General features: G+C 44.5%; 16 protein-coding genes and 4 pseudogenes. 15 read left to right on the top strand and 5 right to left on the bottom strand.

The genetic code is table 11. The features are described 5' to 3' along the window. Nucleotides 1–171: 171 nt before the first annotated feature. Nucleotides 172–600: a hypothetical protein gene (locus CAG68_RS13785; protein ID WP_161441281.1), complete on the bottom strand. Its 429-nt coding sequence runs from the start codon at nt 598–600 to the stop codon at nt 172–174. Nucleotides 601–1,049: 449 nt separating this feature from the next. On the opposite strand from CAG68_RS13785, the gene CAG68_RS13780 reads away from it, so the two are divergent. The 9 genes from CAG68_RS13780 (at nt 1,050) to CAG68_RS13740 (ending at nt 6,926) form a co-directional block, all read left to right on the top strand. Further along, nucleotides 1,050–1,502 (top strand): hypothetical protein, encoded by a 453-nt coding sequence (locus tag CAG68_RS13780; RefSeq protein WP_161441280.1) that lies wholly within the window; start codon nt 1,050–1,052, stop codon nt 1,500–1,502. Between the two features lie 16 nt (nt 1,503–1,518). Beyond that, nucleotides 1,519–2,052, top strand: a complete 534-nt coding sequence (locus tag CAG68_RS13775) for a helix-turn-helix transcriptional regulator (protein ID WP_161441279.1) — start codon at nt 1,519–1,521, stop codon at nt 2,050–2,052. Next, nucleotides 2,049–2,237, top strand: a complete 189-nt coding sequence (locus CAG68_RS13770; protein WP_104968909.1) for a hypothetical protein — start codon at nt 2,049–2,051, stop codon at nt 2,235–2,237. Before CAG68_RS13775 ends, CAG68_RS13770 begins: the two co-directional genes overlap by 4 nt. Nucleotides 2,238–2,381: 144 nt before the next feature. Next, nucleotides 2,382–3,047: a Ref family recombination enhancement nuclease gene (locus CAG68_RS13765; protein ID WP_161441278.1), complete on the top strand. Its 666-nt coding sequence runs from the start codon at nt 2,382–2,384 to the stop codon at nt 3,045–3,047. A 97-nt stretch (nt 3,048–3,144) separates the two neighbouring features. Further along, a complete protein-coding gene (locus CAG68_RS13760) occupies nt 3,145–3,777 on the top strand; it encodes a hypothetical protein (protein WP_161441277.1) in 633 nt (210 codons plus the stop codon). Continuing rightward, entirely contained in the window at nt 3,770–4,093 is a 324-nt protein-coding gene (locus CAG68_RS13755) for a baseplate protein (protein ID WP_161441276.1), read from the top strand. Before CAG68_RS13760 ends, CAG68_RS13755 begins: the two co-directional genes overlap by 8 nt. A gap of 3 nt (nt 4,094–4,096) precedes the next feature. Continuing rightward, nucleotides 4,097–5,248 carry a phage tail protein gene (locus CAG68_RS13750; RefSeq protein ID WP_161441275.1) on the top strand — a complete coding sequence of 384 codons (1,152 nt, stop codon included), beginning with the start codon at nt 4,097–4,099 and terminating at the stop codon, nt 5,246–5,248. After that, complete coding sequence (locus CAG68_RS22185; RefSeq protein ID WP_202599950.1) at nt 5,245–5,775, top strand: hypothetical protein; 531 nt, start codon at nt 5,245–5,247, stop codon at nt 5,773–5,775. Before CAG68_RS13750 ends, CAG68_RS22185 begins: the two co-directional genes overlap by 4 nt. Before the next feature lie 66 nt (nt 5,776–5,841). Further along, nucleotides 5,842–6,926 (top strand): IS3 family transposase gene (locus CAG68_RS13740; protein ID WP_161441274.1). Its coding sequence is split into 2 segments (ribosomal slippage): nt 5,842–6,208 and nt 6,208–6,926, totalling 1,086 coding nucleotides; the frame shifts between segments, so codons are not numbered across the junction. A 48-nt stretch (nt 6,927–6,974) separates the two neighbouring features. Here the strand turns inward: CAG68_RS13740 and CAG68_RS22180 are convergent. Beyond that, the gene (locus CAG68_RS22180) at nt 6,975–7,394 is read right to left on the bottom strand and encodes a hypothetical protein (protein ID WP_202599951.1); all 420 of its coding nucleotides are present in this window, start codon (nt 7,392–7,394) and stop codon (nt 6,975–6,977) included. After that, entirely contained in the window at nt 7,384–8,298 is a 915-nt protein-coding gene (locus CAG68_RS13735; RefSeq protein ID WP_161441273.1) for a hypothetical protein, read from the bottom strand. The genes CAG68_RS22180 and CAG68_RS13735 overlap by 11 nt, the downstream gene beginning before the upstream one ends. Nucleotides 8,299–8,764: 466 nt before the next feature. Here CAG68_RS13735 and radC point away from each other — a divergent pair. The 6 genes and pseudogenes from radC to CAG68_RS13710 all read left to right on the top strand — a co-directional run bounded on the left by radC (nt 8,765) and on the right by CAG68_RS13710 (nt 11,377). Beyond that, nucleotides 8,765–9,237 (top strand): annotated as a pseudogene (gene radC, locus CAG68_RS13730) (RadC family protein). Next, nucleotides 9,234–9,651, top strand: a pseudogene (locus CAG68_RS13725) (DUF2787 domain-containing protein). The pseudogenes radC and CAG68_RS13725 overlap by 4 nt, the downstream one beginning before the upstream one ends. 3 nt (nt 9,652–9,654) lie before the next feature. Further along, nucleotides 9,655–9,831, top strand: a complete 177-nt coding sequence (locus CAG68_RS22170) for a hypothetical protein (RefSeq protein WP_202599949.1) — start codon at nt 9,655–9,657, stop codon at nt 9,829–9,831. Nucleotides 9,832–9,969: 138 nt separating this feature from the next. Next, nucleotides 9,970–10,703 (top strand): annotated as a pseudogene (locus CAG68_RS13720) (transcriptional regulator). 30 nt (nt 10,704–10,733) lie between these two features. Next, nucleotides 10,734–11,102 (top strand): annotated as a pseudogene (locus CAG68_RS13715) (hypothetical protein). 47 nt (nt 11,103–11,149) lie between these two features. Beyond that, nucleotides 11,150–11,377 (top strand): hypothetical protein, encoded by a 228-nt coding sequence (locus tag CAG68_RS13710; RefSeq protein WP_161441272.1) that lies wholly within the window; start codon nt 11,150–11,152, stop codon nt 11,375–11,377. A 157-nt stretch (nt 11,378–11,534) separates the two neighbouring features. Here the strand turns inward: CAG68_RS13710 and lgt are convergent, their stop codons facing one another. Beyond that, a complete protein-coding gene (gene lgt / locus CAG68_RS13705; protein WP_161441271.1) occupies nt 11,535–12,344 on the bottom strand; it encodes a prolipoprotein diacylglyceryl transferase in 810 nt (269 codons plus the stop codon). 809 nt (nt 12,345–13,153) lie between these two features. Continuing rightward, a complete protein-coding gene (locus CAG68_RS13700) occupies nt 13,154–13,531 on the bottom strand; it encodes a DUF4168 domain-containing protein (protein ID WP_161441270.1) in 378 nt (125 codons plus the stop codon). Between the last annotated feature and the right edge of the window lie 55 nt (nt 13,532–13,586).

The raw sequence follows: 13,586 nt of genomic DNA, 5'->3' as shown, positions 1-13,586 counted from the left end.
TTTTAATGTTGTGTTCGGAATAGAATCAATAAACTCTTTCCTCATAATTCCCCTAATCACCACAATAGAATTAACTACAAAGGGCAGCGTTCCTCCCCTCCCTCTTTCGGGAGGGGTATCCACGCTGAAACATTTAGATGAATTCGTCTAATGGGTAAATCGTCACCATCGTTAAAACTGCTCTGCGTATTGCTTTGTCATCTTCAAAAGGTGGCTGATATTGCGTAGCTGTTGATCGTTGGTTTCTTGCGTTTGGTCATCATCCAAAATCAATGACTGGATGGTGACATCCCAATCAATGCCCTTTTTCTCGATCAAGTAAACCGCATCAGCTAGATAGGTTAAAAATTGATATTGAGAATCAATCTCTGTGTAGCTTTCCTTGGCTTTGTAAGTAATCTCATCAAAATAAGCAGAGAGTGAGTCCCAAAACTTAACACTGCTACTTGCTGTCGTTTTCATTTCATAAAGATGGCCAACACGTAGTTTGCTGTCAGTGAAAAGTCGCTTTAGCTGGTGGGCGTATGTACCTCTCTGCATTAGCACCATATCAGGGTTAATTAGTGGGTTAGTGCTGCAAAATCCGTGAATTAGATTCATTTCTTAAACTGCTCCGACTGTTTGCTTGGAGCGTAATCTAATCCCACCCTTGGATTATGGCAACACTTTTTCATTCCGAACACATAAAATTATATCTATGTGTATATTTTTGATATTAAGGGGCAAATTAGCTATTGCATATCTTAATTTTGATGTGGTAGTCTCATTTCGTATTCCGAACACGATTAATCAATTGTAGAAAATGACCATAAAAACGTTCAATACCAGAAAAGGCACTATTGTCCTGTCTAACCACGGAGCAACAGTATCGATGGCCATTAACCGCAACACTGGCGCGGTAGCGAACGTGTGTGTGAGTTGGGTGTTAGGGAGTACAGATGAGGCGAAAGCCTTTATTGAGGGCGCAGACGAAAAAGCGATACGAAATGAAATGCCTCGCTTTTCCATGTGTGCAGATGTGGTTAAACAACTAGACAAGGCACTGGCCAATGGCAAAAAACCAGTTGAGCCTACTCATAGAGCTTATGGAAGCTCTACCGCTAGATGGAACGGTCTACGAAATGCCACTACAAGTAGAGTTTATCCCGCACGATGAAATCTATATCGGCTATTTCGATACGACCGTCATTGACCGCATGCAAGGGCTAGGAATTATCACGTTACTTGGGGTGCATGATGATGAGCGACAAGCTATCAAACTCAATGAGCGTGACGATTTTCTAGCAAGCTGGTCGGCGGGAGTGAGTGAGGCTCGCAACGGCTCAGATCTGCATTATGCAGACTACAACAACAACCAATATGCGTTTACTGCCGGATACGAGCACTGGCACAACCGCAACAAAAAGGCGTTAAAGGGAAGACTTACGCATTACTCAACAAGTAGAGAGTATCTATGTCATGGATTTATTGACGAGGATACGGGGGAAATTTGGCATCAATAACAAAAGGTAACTAACTATGACTTTGGGTAATCTACTTCTAGCAATTCTTGAGCAGAGAACACAAACAGGCTATGACCTAACAAACCGAACAATGCCTGAATCTGGCGCATGGCAAGCTAGCCACCAGCAAGTTTACCGCGAACTCGGTCGCATGACGGAAAAGGGTTTAGTGTCACACGAAATTGAAGTGCAAGACGGCAAACCAGACCGCAAGAATTACAGCTTAACTCAAGACGGCGAGCGTGTTCTTAACCTTTTACGCAACGAATCTACATGCGATGACCTGTCTATCATTCGTAGTCCTGCATCGGTGATGCTGGAAATCGGCAGCGAGACTTACTTCAAGTCGTACATTGAAAAACTCAATCAAGAAATCACTCAACTTAAAGAGAAGCTGAACGTGCACCAGAAAGAGAAAGGCGTGTTCTGTGACAACTTCACACTGCATGTAGAGCGCGACATTGATATGCGCAAAGCAGAGCTTAAGTTTGCCGAACGTTCACTATCTATGATCACTTCCTCAAACATTGCTACGGAGAATGCTGCGTGAAACCTCGCAAAGCCGTTTATCTTTTAGTTGGCTCGCCAGCGCTTAAACGAGCCAAAGAGTGTTTAACTCGAAATCAGCCTTGGGACTACGAGGGCAAGCTCATGAAGATCGTCAGTTTGGGGCAACGTATGCGTAACGATGACGGCAAGCCATGCCATCGGGTTTTAATTGAGAGTTACTTTTGATAGGTACAAAAAAACCGCGAATAAACGCGGTTTTTTTGCGGCTGGCCTTAGCAAACAGTTCGAATCAGCAAATTCGAGTTACCAGCCTTTTCATGTTCCACCAGCAAATGTGAAACAAGAGCAAACAAATAGTAGGTGTTTTTAATGGCTTTGACAATAGCAGAGAAACTTCAAAGACAACGAGAGAAGCAAAAACAATCAATGGAACGGGCGCGAGCAAAGCAAATCGCCAAAATGAACGATCCCGAGGAACGGCAGCAGCGCTTCAAAAAGCAATTACAGCAGCAAGAGCGTCAGCGCCAGCGACAAATCGAGCGCTTAAATGATCCCGAATACAAGAAAAAGCAGCGTGACAAACAGCAACAGCGCATCGAGCGCCAAAAAGCGAAGCCTGTAGCGAAGAAACCGACCAAAAAGATCGCCAGTAAGGGATTGAAAGGCCGAACGCCCACGGTAGAGGAAAGGCGCATCATGGATGCCATTGGCCGCTTACCATGTATTGCGTGTTGGCTGCATGGCCGAGAGAATCCGGTGATTTCCTTGCATCATGTGTTTGGTCGTGTTGGAGAACGGGCGCATGCGTATGTATTACCCTTGTGTTGTTATCACCACGACACGCTACTAGAAGCGGAGAAGCGCGCTCAGTATCCCGATATGATACCTATCCACGCAAAAGGGAAGTACGGCGTGAAAGCGCAATGGAAGATCCACAACGGTACAGAGATAGAACTGTTGTTTAAGGTCTATAATCTGGCGGGATTGCCACTTGAATCGCTCGAAAACATTTACCCTAAACATTCCGAACATTAATCAATATAAACACCATTAACAGGGCTAAAAAGCTTGGTTAATGGTGTTAAACTGACCAAGACTCCCCATCTTAAAAAGCGCGCTTAGAGGTCACAACATGGCACGAACGCGCATAGCTGTACTTACTCTATCATCTGGCCAGCCACGACTTATGCTTGCTGGTGTAGATGATGGTCAACTCCATATCATCGAATGCCAACAATTAGAGCGCTCGTTGATGAGCCTCAAGCTGACTTTGCCCGAGAAGTTAGAAAAGCTCAAAAAAGGCGGTTTTATTGTGCTGGTGGACGAGGTTACGCCCTACTTTTCGAAGTATGGGCGCGCCGTTCGCCTGTCCGAACTGGACGCAAAAGGCAAACCGATCATTGTGTCGGCAATGGAAGCCTATAACTATCTCACATCCCTAAGTGCTATCACCTACCCGCCTAACGCTGGTGGCCGCTTCGAAGTGTCGCCGTCCATCGTAGAAGAAGTGCGGGGAACGGATGGTAAACCAACGTACAACATTGACTGGTCAGAACTGCGCCCTGATACCTACGCGCTCATGTTTGTGGTCTATGCAGCTACACAAGACAGTATCGGCGACACGGTAACGCTTAAGAGCTTGTTTGGCCTGTTACGTAAGCCCAAGAAAGAGCCAGGAATGGCCTCGCGCGCAATGGGATTGTTCAAGGCAAAAACGGGGTTAATCGCAGACGGTAAGTATCGAATGGGAGGTGATAATGAGTAAGTTATCCCGCCTCTCAGCAGAGAACATCGAGGACGATATTCTACGGGCGCATTTCTTTGCCATCGTCATGGAATACGTCAACCGTTCGGGCAATACCGATCTGTTTGAATACACCATTCGACTTGATGAGGTTTATCGTGCAGATCTCGTCTCTTACAGAGCCTACGCCACGGTTGAGCTTGATTGGCTGGTAAGTCTGGTCTGTGACGTAGACGACCCAATGAATCCGCTACCTGTTGGCGAAACCATCAAACTGCCACCAGCATCTTGGTTGCGCCGTTCCATGCGTCAATTCATGGACGAAATGGGGCTGTAACCTATGCCGAAGAAGTTTGAAGCGGAGAAACGGGATAACGGCTCATTTGCCAGCCTTGGCCTCAATGAAGCGCAATTCAACCAGCTATTCAACAAGATTGAACAGGCGCAAAAGAAAAACCGCCGCAATGCCAAGCGAACGCTGACCGCCTCAACGCTGGCCAAGCCAACGAATAAGGCATTAAAGGCGCTAGGCGAAAAGGCTAAAGGGCAACGGTTTACCAAAGAAGACCTGATCAAGTTCGACAAGGCCCGCCAGCGACACAAAGAGGTCTATGACAGTAAGACAGCGGGTATCACCTACGCCTTTTTGGTGAAGAACTCGCGTCAAATTGACGTAGACCGCGCTAACAACCGTGTCGATGACGGTACAGGTATTCACAAGGCCACGTTGATCGGTATTAAGAACAATATCGCGCTTATTCGTGTACGAGCATCAAGCGTATCGAGGCACGAAGAACACCGAGTAAAGGTGCGTCTTGAGCAGTGGGATGAACTACTACACGAACCGCCTAATGGAGATTACAACCAAGCGGTACAACTGGCGTGTGCTGGCCGTATTTCCTTTGATTGCGACTGTGGCCGTCACCAGTATTGGTATCGATACTTGGCCACTATGGGTAATTACTGCATAGCGCCGCCTAAAGAGTTTACGTTCCCGAAAATCCGAAACCCTGAATTGTCTGGTGTGGCATGTAAACACGTTCTTAAGGCAACAACCATGCTGCAATCGCTGGCATGGCAACGCATCTTGGCCAACCAAATGAAGCAACAAGCGCGCCGTGTTGGTTTTGGCTCAGATAACAAAACGTACTTGCTCAACGAGAACGAGAAGAAAGCTGCCGCACGTAACCGTAAAACGGTGGTGGATAAGGCCGCCGCTACGCGCGAACACGCGAAATATCTACGCGCTCAGAAAGCAATGGAAAAACAGATCGCCAAACAGAAACGGGAAAGCGAAACCATCAAGCGGCAAGCGCGCAAACTGCGTAAGGAGTCCAACGAAAAGAAAGGTTATATCGATATGATTAAGGTCGGCTTCCAGAACTTCCATGACGGCTACAAGCTGCAAGGGAAAACTAAGAGTGAAGCACTGACCGATTTCGCAAAATTGATGAACGTAACACCAAGCAGATTAGAGAGAATCATCAAGTGAGTGACGTAGTTAAGCCTGTAATAAGAAAGGCTCGATACCAAGGCCATGAGCCCTTTAATCGTGTTTTAAGGGATGATTGGATTAAGGCTATAAAATTATCACCTGACCACTTTGAAGCGTCCCTGTATCGCCCTGCGGAGCCAGAATCGGCACCAACGGATAATAATTACCAAAACGAGTCCGTGTTAGAGCTAGAAACTAACCAAGATACGCTCACTTATAGCGATCCAGAACTGGTGGCTTTGTTAGATTGTCCAGATGAGCAAGAGAACTTTTTCATGATGGATGATGGCGACGAAAACCTTGGCGAGTCTTTAGAGCCACTAATGCTGCGTATTGCTTCGCACCATGTTCCTGTCGGTAGTGTACTGGAATGGGAGGAAGAAACCGCAGAGGGATTACGAACCGTTTGGTGGTACGTACACAAGACCGTTGGCTATGGCACGGCGAACGTGGGCGTGATTTATATCTGCATACCAATGCGTGATTTTCATCAATTACTTGAATTAGAAATACCACGCACGTAATGCTGATCTGCTTTAATCCAACAGGACACTTTGATAAAGGAATATAATCCTACTATTGAGGTGACTATGACAAAACGAAAAAACAGAAGTTATACCGATGAATTTCGGCGAGAAGCGGTGGCGTTGATCACTGAACAAGGCTATAGCGTTTCAAAGGCAGCTGCCTCTTTGGGTGTCACAGACAAGCTTCTTTACAACTGGAAAGCGAAATTTGAAGCTGAAAAATCCGGCTCAGTGCTCTCTCCTGACGAACGAGCAGAGTTAATACGACTACGTAAAGAAAACCAAGTAGCCTTTGAGACGATTAAACAACTGACCTCTGATTATCCTGTTACTCGTTTATGTAGCAGCTTGAATGTGAGTCGCTCAGCCTATTATGCGTGGTTGAAAAGGCCACCTAAGCGAATAACACAAGAGCAGTTACATCTGTACGTAGAGCGAAGGTGATATTCAAAGAAAGTCGACGTAGTTTGGGTTATCGAGAGCTGCGAAAACGGTTATGCAATGAGGGCTTTAAAGTCAGTGACTATGGCACCCAAAAGCTAATGAACCAGCTGGGCCTTGTTGTCACACAACGTATAGCGTACAAATTGACCACAAAACGTAAGCATAGTGATACGGTCGCCGATAATTTGCTTAACCAAAACTTTAATCCAGTAGCACCAAACCAAGTTTGGGCTGGCGATGTGACGTATTTAAAGACGGGCGAAGGTTGGATGTATCTAGCCATCGTTATGGATTTATATTCACGGCGCATTGTGGGATGGCACCTTGATAAACGTATGACCACGGATTTGGTGAGCAAAGCGATGATGAAAGCCTATAACCTACGCCAACCACGTAAAGGCTTGGTGTTTCACTCAGACAGAGGGTCACAGTATACTAGTAAACGATATCGAAATTTACTGGCGAACTATGGAATAAGAGCCAGCATGGGTGATGTTGGAGCGTGTTGGGACAATGCGGTAGTTGAACGGTTCTTTGGCAGCCTGAAGCATGACTGGTTGTTAAAAGTACCGCAACCAACGCGAGAGAACATGAAAAATGATGTGTCAGCTTATATGCGATATTACAATTTAGATCGGCTACATACGACTAACGGCGATATGTCACCGATCGATTATGAAAAGTCCTTTAGAAAAGTGTCCTGAAAAAGTTGCGCAGAACAGTGGCTTGTGCCAAAAGCGTGAAAGACAATTTTAATCACACAAGCTAGGGTCTAAAACATAGGTCCGACTTGAGGATTTTAATGTGAGTTCTCGTTCCGAGGTGCATTCGATATAGCTTTTCTCATGAAGTTTTACCTTCAATGCTCCATTTACCTTCCAGCCAGTTAGAAAAGCTAATACAGATATCCCCCCAAGAATGATTATAAGTATCTTGGGTATCCAGAGGAGCTTTTCCCCTGTAATTAGGCAGATGACCATGAATACAGACACAACAAACATTGCCCAAGAAAAAGCAAATGTAGAAGCATCATTAATCGCTCCACTTACGACGATTCTATCATGAAGCAGTTTATGTGCATCAAACACCTCCATAACATCGTGAGCCGATAGTAGGAAAAGTGATGAAAAAATCAAACAGAAAGCAAATGCCTTTAAGCGGTTAATTTTCATCAATTAATCTCTCAACTTCTTTTTTCATTGGTTCAGTATATCTATATTTGTCATCTACTTCAGATACTTTCTTACCAATGTAAAATGCACTTATGGCAAAGAAACCTAGTAACAATGCTGTAGGTGGGGTAGCAAACGCTAGGATTAACCCAGCTCTTAATACTAAAGTAGCACCTTGAGCTATTACGCCTGCAACCACACCTTTAGATATATCCGCTGTAAATTGGCCGACCACTTCACCTAGCGTTTTTTCATCATGCAAAATGTAGTCAACTGCATTAACCGCACCACTAAACACAAGCTCTACATAGATGTTGCCTTTCAAGAAACTGACATTGCCTTGAACGGTATTTAGGGCGTGACCAATTTTAAGCATTTGTGGTGTTGCTTCTTGCCAACGGATACCTAGGTCTAAATATTTAGGCTTGTAGTTCTCAACCACAATATTCATTACACCATTGATATTTACAGCTTTGGCAGTTGCTCCCCATCCACCAAGCTCTTTAGCGACCTCATAAGCGCCTTTAAGTCCCATACCTACGCCAGTGTAGTCCTTGCCGTTCGAAAGTTGTCCATGCGAGTCTTTGATGAGCAAGTCTAAATACTCGTTACCTTCTTCAACAGTCAGTACCGCAATACTCACGTTCTCTTGTTGAGAAGTGTCCCACTGATATTCTTTAGCTTGCTTTTGTAAATCATCGTTCCATTCTTTTTCTGTTAGGTCGTAAGCTTGTTGGACAGCTTTGCGTTCAGCAAGAACGCGCTCTCTGTTTTCAGCCCATCGTTTCTCATCGCTCGCGGTAGATCTCAGCTCTTCCTGACGTTCTCCGCGTTGATGTGCTGCTCGTTCTCTAGTGGTTTCTTGTCTTTCTTCTGGGGCTACAGGAGCGGATTCATATCTCATGGGAGTCGGTTTTACTGATAAATAAAAAGGATAATAACAATATTTTCAGTGATTTATCATCCTCAACAAGATTACATGATGATTTAACCAATTAAATAGGCAAATTGCCAAGTCAAACAAGCATAGTAAAGGGGCAAGTCGTGTTGATTTGTATTCTATCGGATAACTTTTTGTAGGGTAAATTTACATCAGCAAGATATTAAAGAGCATTTACTCTGAATGATTTTGGGGCATAAATCATTTAGAGTAGCGACTCAATAAATTGTGATCACAATCGATTCTGCCCTATCCTTTCTCCTTCTAACGCCATTAGCTTTCCTCCTTAAAACTAACAACCCATATGCTCTCATTAGGGCTCGCCACCTCCTTCTTCTTGCCTACGATAGCCCTTCACCCTAAACCAAAAAATCTTCAAGCATATGTCATCAATGTGAATACCCATCATTGATTCCGACAGGAGCCTAAAATGAATCCCAAACCTTCCGATTACCAAAAGCAGCTACGCTATCAGGAAAATGAAATCCTAGAGCATGCGGCTGAAATACTGGCTACGCGCTACGTGCGTGGCGATGCCCTAACCAATCCTGATGCCACCAAAGAGTATGGCGCTGTAAGCTAGGCAGCTATGAACGTGAAGTGTTTGCCTTATTGCTACTGGATAACCAAAACCGACTGATTGAGTTTAAAGAGCTGTCTCAAGGAACGGTGGATGCGGCCAGTGTCTATCCACGTGAAGTGGTGAAAGCAGTATTAGAAGTGAATGCAGCAGCGGTGATATTTGCCCATAACCATCCATCCGGTGACTCAACGCCGTCTCAAGCCGATAGACGCATAACCGAAAGACTCAAGGACGCTTTAGCACTGGTGGACATTCGCGTACTTGACTATATCGTGACAGGCGATACCTGCACCTCATTTGCGGAAAGGGGGTGGCTATGATTGAACAACATTACGGAGAACTGTGCATTGATGATGCGTTACTAGAAGCACTGCTTAATCGATACACTCTCCCAGAGAACGCAAAGCGACTCGTACTGAACTGCCGTCAGATGAGTTACTACCGACATCGACAAGGCTTGCATCCGGTTGAGATGGCGATTTGCCAAACCTCAACAGGGGAAGGAGCATTGAGTACATTACCGACTTTGCTTATATGGGGAATTACTATCCAGAGCTAGAGCGCAACTTAGATTTTGATTTTCGGGTTGGGCAGTTCTTTGTGGCCTATCGAGGCTGGCTACCAATACAAGGTAGCCGTGATGCCAAAGAGCTCTGTATTGCCTATAGGAGAATAACTTTCTGGCCTATGTCGATATGGACGCTTACAACGAGATAGCCGTCACCCCGCAATAACTCATGACTTCCCTTCTTCGACAAATCATCAAACTTGTCACTGCACTCATCACGCTGCTTTCACTTTCCCCGTTCTTCGGTGCCATCGGAGTCCTATCCACTTTAGGGTTTCTGGTGGTGCTGCTGATTGGGTTACTGGCAGCCATTGCTGAACTCAGTGATAAGCATAAACCTCGTTAATGTTAATCGGCTCACGCTTTGGTGATGGCGATTGATGCTGTTTTCACCGTTGGACATTATCTGTCTGACCCACCTCTATTCTCCCGACATTAAATGTCCGACTCCGGTGTGGAGCTTTGATGTATTGAGAGCGTAGTCATGAGCAATAAAACCAGCATTGAAGGATTATCCGCTTTGCTGCACACGCTGATGCTTATTCCTCAACATCGATGGATTACCGTTAGGGAGTTGCAGCAGCAGTTAGCCCTACTCGATACCCACCGCACCACGCGCAGCATTAAACGCTACCTCGATGACATCATTGTCGAAGTGTTTAACGTGGAGTGTGATTCGATGAGCATGCCCCATGTTTATCGCAAAACCTCAGAGCAATTACTGAAGCTCAACAAGCAGGAAATGCTCTATTGGCAACTGACCAACAAGTACTTACTGCGCTGGTTCCTGATGCACTTAATTATGGGCAAGGGTGCTCCTCGGAGAGAGGAAAACCCTTGTCCCATATAGCTTCAGCACATTCAAAAGAGCAAGCATGGTTAGCCAAAGTACATGTAGATTTGCCCACTATTCGCGAGTGGAGTGACGAGCAACGGCACGTGTTGAATGCGATACACACGGCATTACTGCACAACCGTATGCTCAAGATATCGAGCCAAGTATTGCAGCAAGAGAAGGCGCTCATTGAACCTCTGGGACTCTAGGTTCAGTGTGACGCGCTCTTGCTGCTCTTTCGATTATCCGGTCAACACACGATACGCACCCTCGCCTTGCCTTTGATTGATGAGGCCAGTGTATCGACGTTTTCTTTTACCTATCCCACTGATTTCAATCTTGAGTGGTTCATGCGTGAACACGATGGAATCAATGCATCCTGAATTTCACTCACCGATAAGGAGAGCACCGTTATGACATTAGCCAACACCCTACTCCGATACGCCGCTATGAGCGTATTGCTTATCGGGCTTACCGCTTGTGGCGACCAAGCAAAGACTCAAGCAGCAACGGCAGATATTGAAGTGTCGATATCAACTAACCCTCACTGGGGAACATTGGTCTTTGACCTGCAAGCCATCACCGACAACACCGTAATCAGCAATGTGGTCATTAACCGTGGCAACTGCCGATTACCCGCAGGCACAGCATCAGAGCTAGCAAGAAACGTTTTGTTGCAGTTCGGCCAAACCTAAACCGGATACAGCAACAGCTGCACCGTGGACAACGTGAAAGAAATCGAAGTCACCTCCAGCGCGGGCACCTTTGTCTACACCTTCTAAATTTCAATTCCCCAATAACACACTCAACCAACTCGTAAGGATAAACTATGAACAAGTCATCTCTACTCATCACAGCAGCGTTAGTTTTCTCTACCTCTTCCGCCTTGGCTGGTGGAACGCTGGGCGGCAACCCATCCGCGGATTCGGGAGCCGTCAACGTCAATGTAGGCAAATGCACTCAATACAAAATGGATGTGAAAGCGGCAAAAGAGTCTGGGAAGGATGTATCGACCATCACCGTTCCTGAAGGCTGTGAAGCCATCATAGAAAAGTAATGCCACCAGCAACAATAAAAAACGACAACGGGGAGCTATCATGCTCCCCATTTTTGTTTCTATACATAAGTTGCCCAGTCAAGAAATCGGTCTGAGCTAGCCAGAACAGCTAGGTGTTGGACAAATTTGTGTTGATCAATATCTGGTGTAAGATAGATCACTCACCTCTGTAGCTTGGTTTCTTCCCTATAAACTTATTTTTACGATGTATAATTGCCCAGCACAGCAAAGATAGTCCAACGATTAAGAATGGAACACTAAGCAGTTGTCCCATAGAAAAAATGAAATCATTTGTATAGACAGCTTGTTTTTCTTTGACAAACTCAATAGAGAACCTTGCGCTAAACGTTAGAAATAAAAATAATCCCAAAATCGTACCAGATAAGTGTGAGATGCTTGTTCTTCGGTATATTGCCCAAAGCAGTATAAATATTGCTAAATAACAAATCGCTTCGTATAGCTGCGCTGGATGTCTTGGAATATTATCGACTCGTTGAAATACAACAGCCCAAGGCAAGTTAGTCTGCGTACCAATAATCTCTGAATTTATGAAGTTTGCGAGCCTAACAAAAACGGCAAAAATAGCTGTAGAGATAGCAAGCCTGTCTAGCAACCATAATCTACCAATCTTATTGCGTTTTGCGTGATATAAGACAGCAACAAGTACGCCTAAACCACCGCCATGGCTTGCAAGACCACCTTCCCAAATCGCTAATATTCTCAATGGATACTCTAGGTAGTAGTTAGGATCATAAAACAAGCAATGTCCCAACCTCGCACCAATAATAATGCCGAGAATAGAATTGACCAATAACGAGTCAAGCTCTACTAATGGGGATTTTTCAATGATAAAAATGCGTTTCATCACTTGAAATCCCGAAATTAGTCCTAGGGCGAATAGTATTCCGTACCAATGAATCTCTAGAGGACCAAACGCAAGTAACACAGGATCAATATTCCATTCCATTTTATTTATACTCTCCAAAATTCACAAAGCTTTTAACAGCGTGCCTCTAGCCAAAAATATTGAACTAGTCATATGTTCAACCATAGGGAATGGTGCGTCAATTGATGAAAAGAAAAACATGTCTAAAACCTAAGATTAAATGAGAATAGAGCTCACGTGAGTTAGTTTAAGACGGGCTCGTGAGCTCTCAAGCTTGATTATGTTTACTCAACCACCGACGCCTTCACATTTGTCCAGTTCTGAATGACTTTACTGCTCAATACGAAACTACAGCTTTAGAATTGGTTTTCGAGAATTCTCGCAGTACCAGCTAGTGAACGAAGACGCTTCCGATGAAATATCGTAGCTCAAGCCATGGGCCGATAGCCCATACTGTTGTAGATGCCACTGACCTTAAAATTTTTAGTAAAGTATCGCTATAAGTATCAGTCCTAAGCTGAACCTGCTTGATTAAGATACTCAAGTAGATGAAACGATGGTCGGAGTGAAACCGATGAACAAAGTATTAAGACTCGATATACCGGCCCGTCAACAAACCGCCTAACTGAAGGAAAGCCTAGGTATAACTGCGTCTTGAGCAATAACTTGATCAATATCACCTAATGTAGATGGTGAGTAGAAGTATCCATACCATTAATCCCCCCTTAGACTCCACCCCTAGAGAGAAAAATGAGAGAAAAATATTCCAATAAAAAGTAAGCCAGTCAGCTTAACTGACTGGCACACTAGCCGATGATGCTAGCTTTCTAAATTTCATCTATAAGTTGTTATTAACCATTCATCTGTATAACGAAGTAGGTAAAGATAACCTAATATAGTTCGTTAACTCTTTTACGTAACCGTTCATCATTGTGTATGGCATTTGCTATTTGATTGTAACGTTCAACAGATAACTCCGTTCTTTCAACTACTTTAATCATCTCTTCACTTGCCTGTTGCTGAATAATAAGTGCAGTTTCTTCATCCACATCGCCATTTAATCTTTCTATTGCTTCTGTACGAATAGCATCAACAGTTTTACTTGCTGTAACAAAATTACGTAGCTCAGTATCCGTCACATTAAAACTCGGTTGTGCTTTCTGCGCTGATGTAGCCGTTGGTGGTGTTTGATTTTCTGCTAAAGCAGGTGATAGGAAAGTGGTCATTCCGAATGATGCCACCAATAGCGCGAGTGATAGTTTTCGCATAGTAATAATCTCCTAAAAAGAATGAAATCACTCACTATAAAGCAATATATATACC

It is taken from the genome of Vibrio sp. V42_P2S4T144, from assembly GCF_009904715.1.
In the GTDB taxonomy this organism is placed as follows: Bacteria; Pseudomonadota; Gammaproteobacteria; order Enterobacterales; family Vibrionaceae; genus Vibrio; species Vibrio alginolyticus.
This window is presented reverse-complemented; position numbering and strand designations above follow the sequence as displayed.

Coding starts and splice junctions, on each gene's coding strand:
- CAG68_RS13785 (WP_161441281.1), bottom strand. CDS start 600: ATGAATCTAATTCACGGATTTTGCAGCACTAACCCACTAATTAACCCT.
- CAG68_RS13780 (WP_161441280.1), top strand. CDS start 1,050: ATGGCAAAAAACCAGTTGAGCCTACTCATAGAGCTTATGGAAGCTCTA.
- CAG68_RS13775 (WP_161441279.1), top strand. CDS start 1,519: ATGACTTTGGGTAATCTACTTCTAGCAATTCTTGAGCAGAGAACACAA.
- CAG68_RS13765 (WP_161441278.1), top strand. CDS start 2,382: ATGGCTTTGACAATAGCAGAGAAACTTCAAAGACAACGAGAGAAGCAA.
- CAG68_RS13760 (WP_161441277.1), top strand. CDS start 3,145: ATGGCACGAACGCGCATAGCTGTACTTACTCTATCATCTGGCCAGCCA.
- CAG68_RS13755 (WP_161441276.1), top strand. CDS start 3,770: ATGAGTAAGTTATCCCGCCTCTCAGCAGAGAACATCGAGGACGATATT.
- CAG68_RS13750 (WP_161441275.1), top strand. CDS start 4,097: ATGCCGAAGAAGTTTGAAGCGGAGAAACGGGATAACGGCTCATTTGCC.
- CAG68_RS22180 (WP_202599951.1), bottom strand. CDS start 7,394: ATGAAAATTAACCGCTTAAAGGCATTTGCTTTCTGTTTGATTTTTTCA.
- CAG68_RS13735 (WP_161441273.1), bottom strand. CDS start 8,298: ATGAGATATGAATCCGCTCCTGTAGCCCCAGAAGAAAGACAAGAAACC.
- CAG68_RS22170 (WP_202599949.1), top strand. CDS start 9,655: ATGACTTCCCTTCTTCGACAAATCATCAAACTTGTCACTGCACTCATC.
- CAG68_RS13710 (WP_161441272.1), top strand. CDS start 11,150: ATGAACAAGTCATCTCTACTCATCACAGCAGCGTTAGTTTTCTCTACC.
- lgt (WP_161441271.1), bottom strand. CDS start 12,344: ATGGAATGGAATATTGATCCTGTGTTACTTGCGTTTGGTCCTCTAGAG.
- CAG68_RS13700 (WP_161441270.1), bottom strand. CDS start 13,531: ATGCGAAAACTATCACTCGCGCTATTGGTGGCATCATTCGGAATGACC.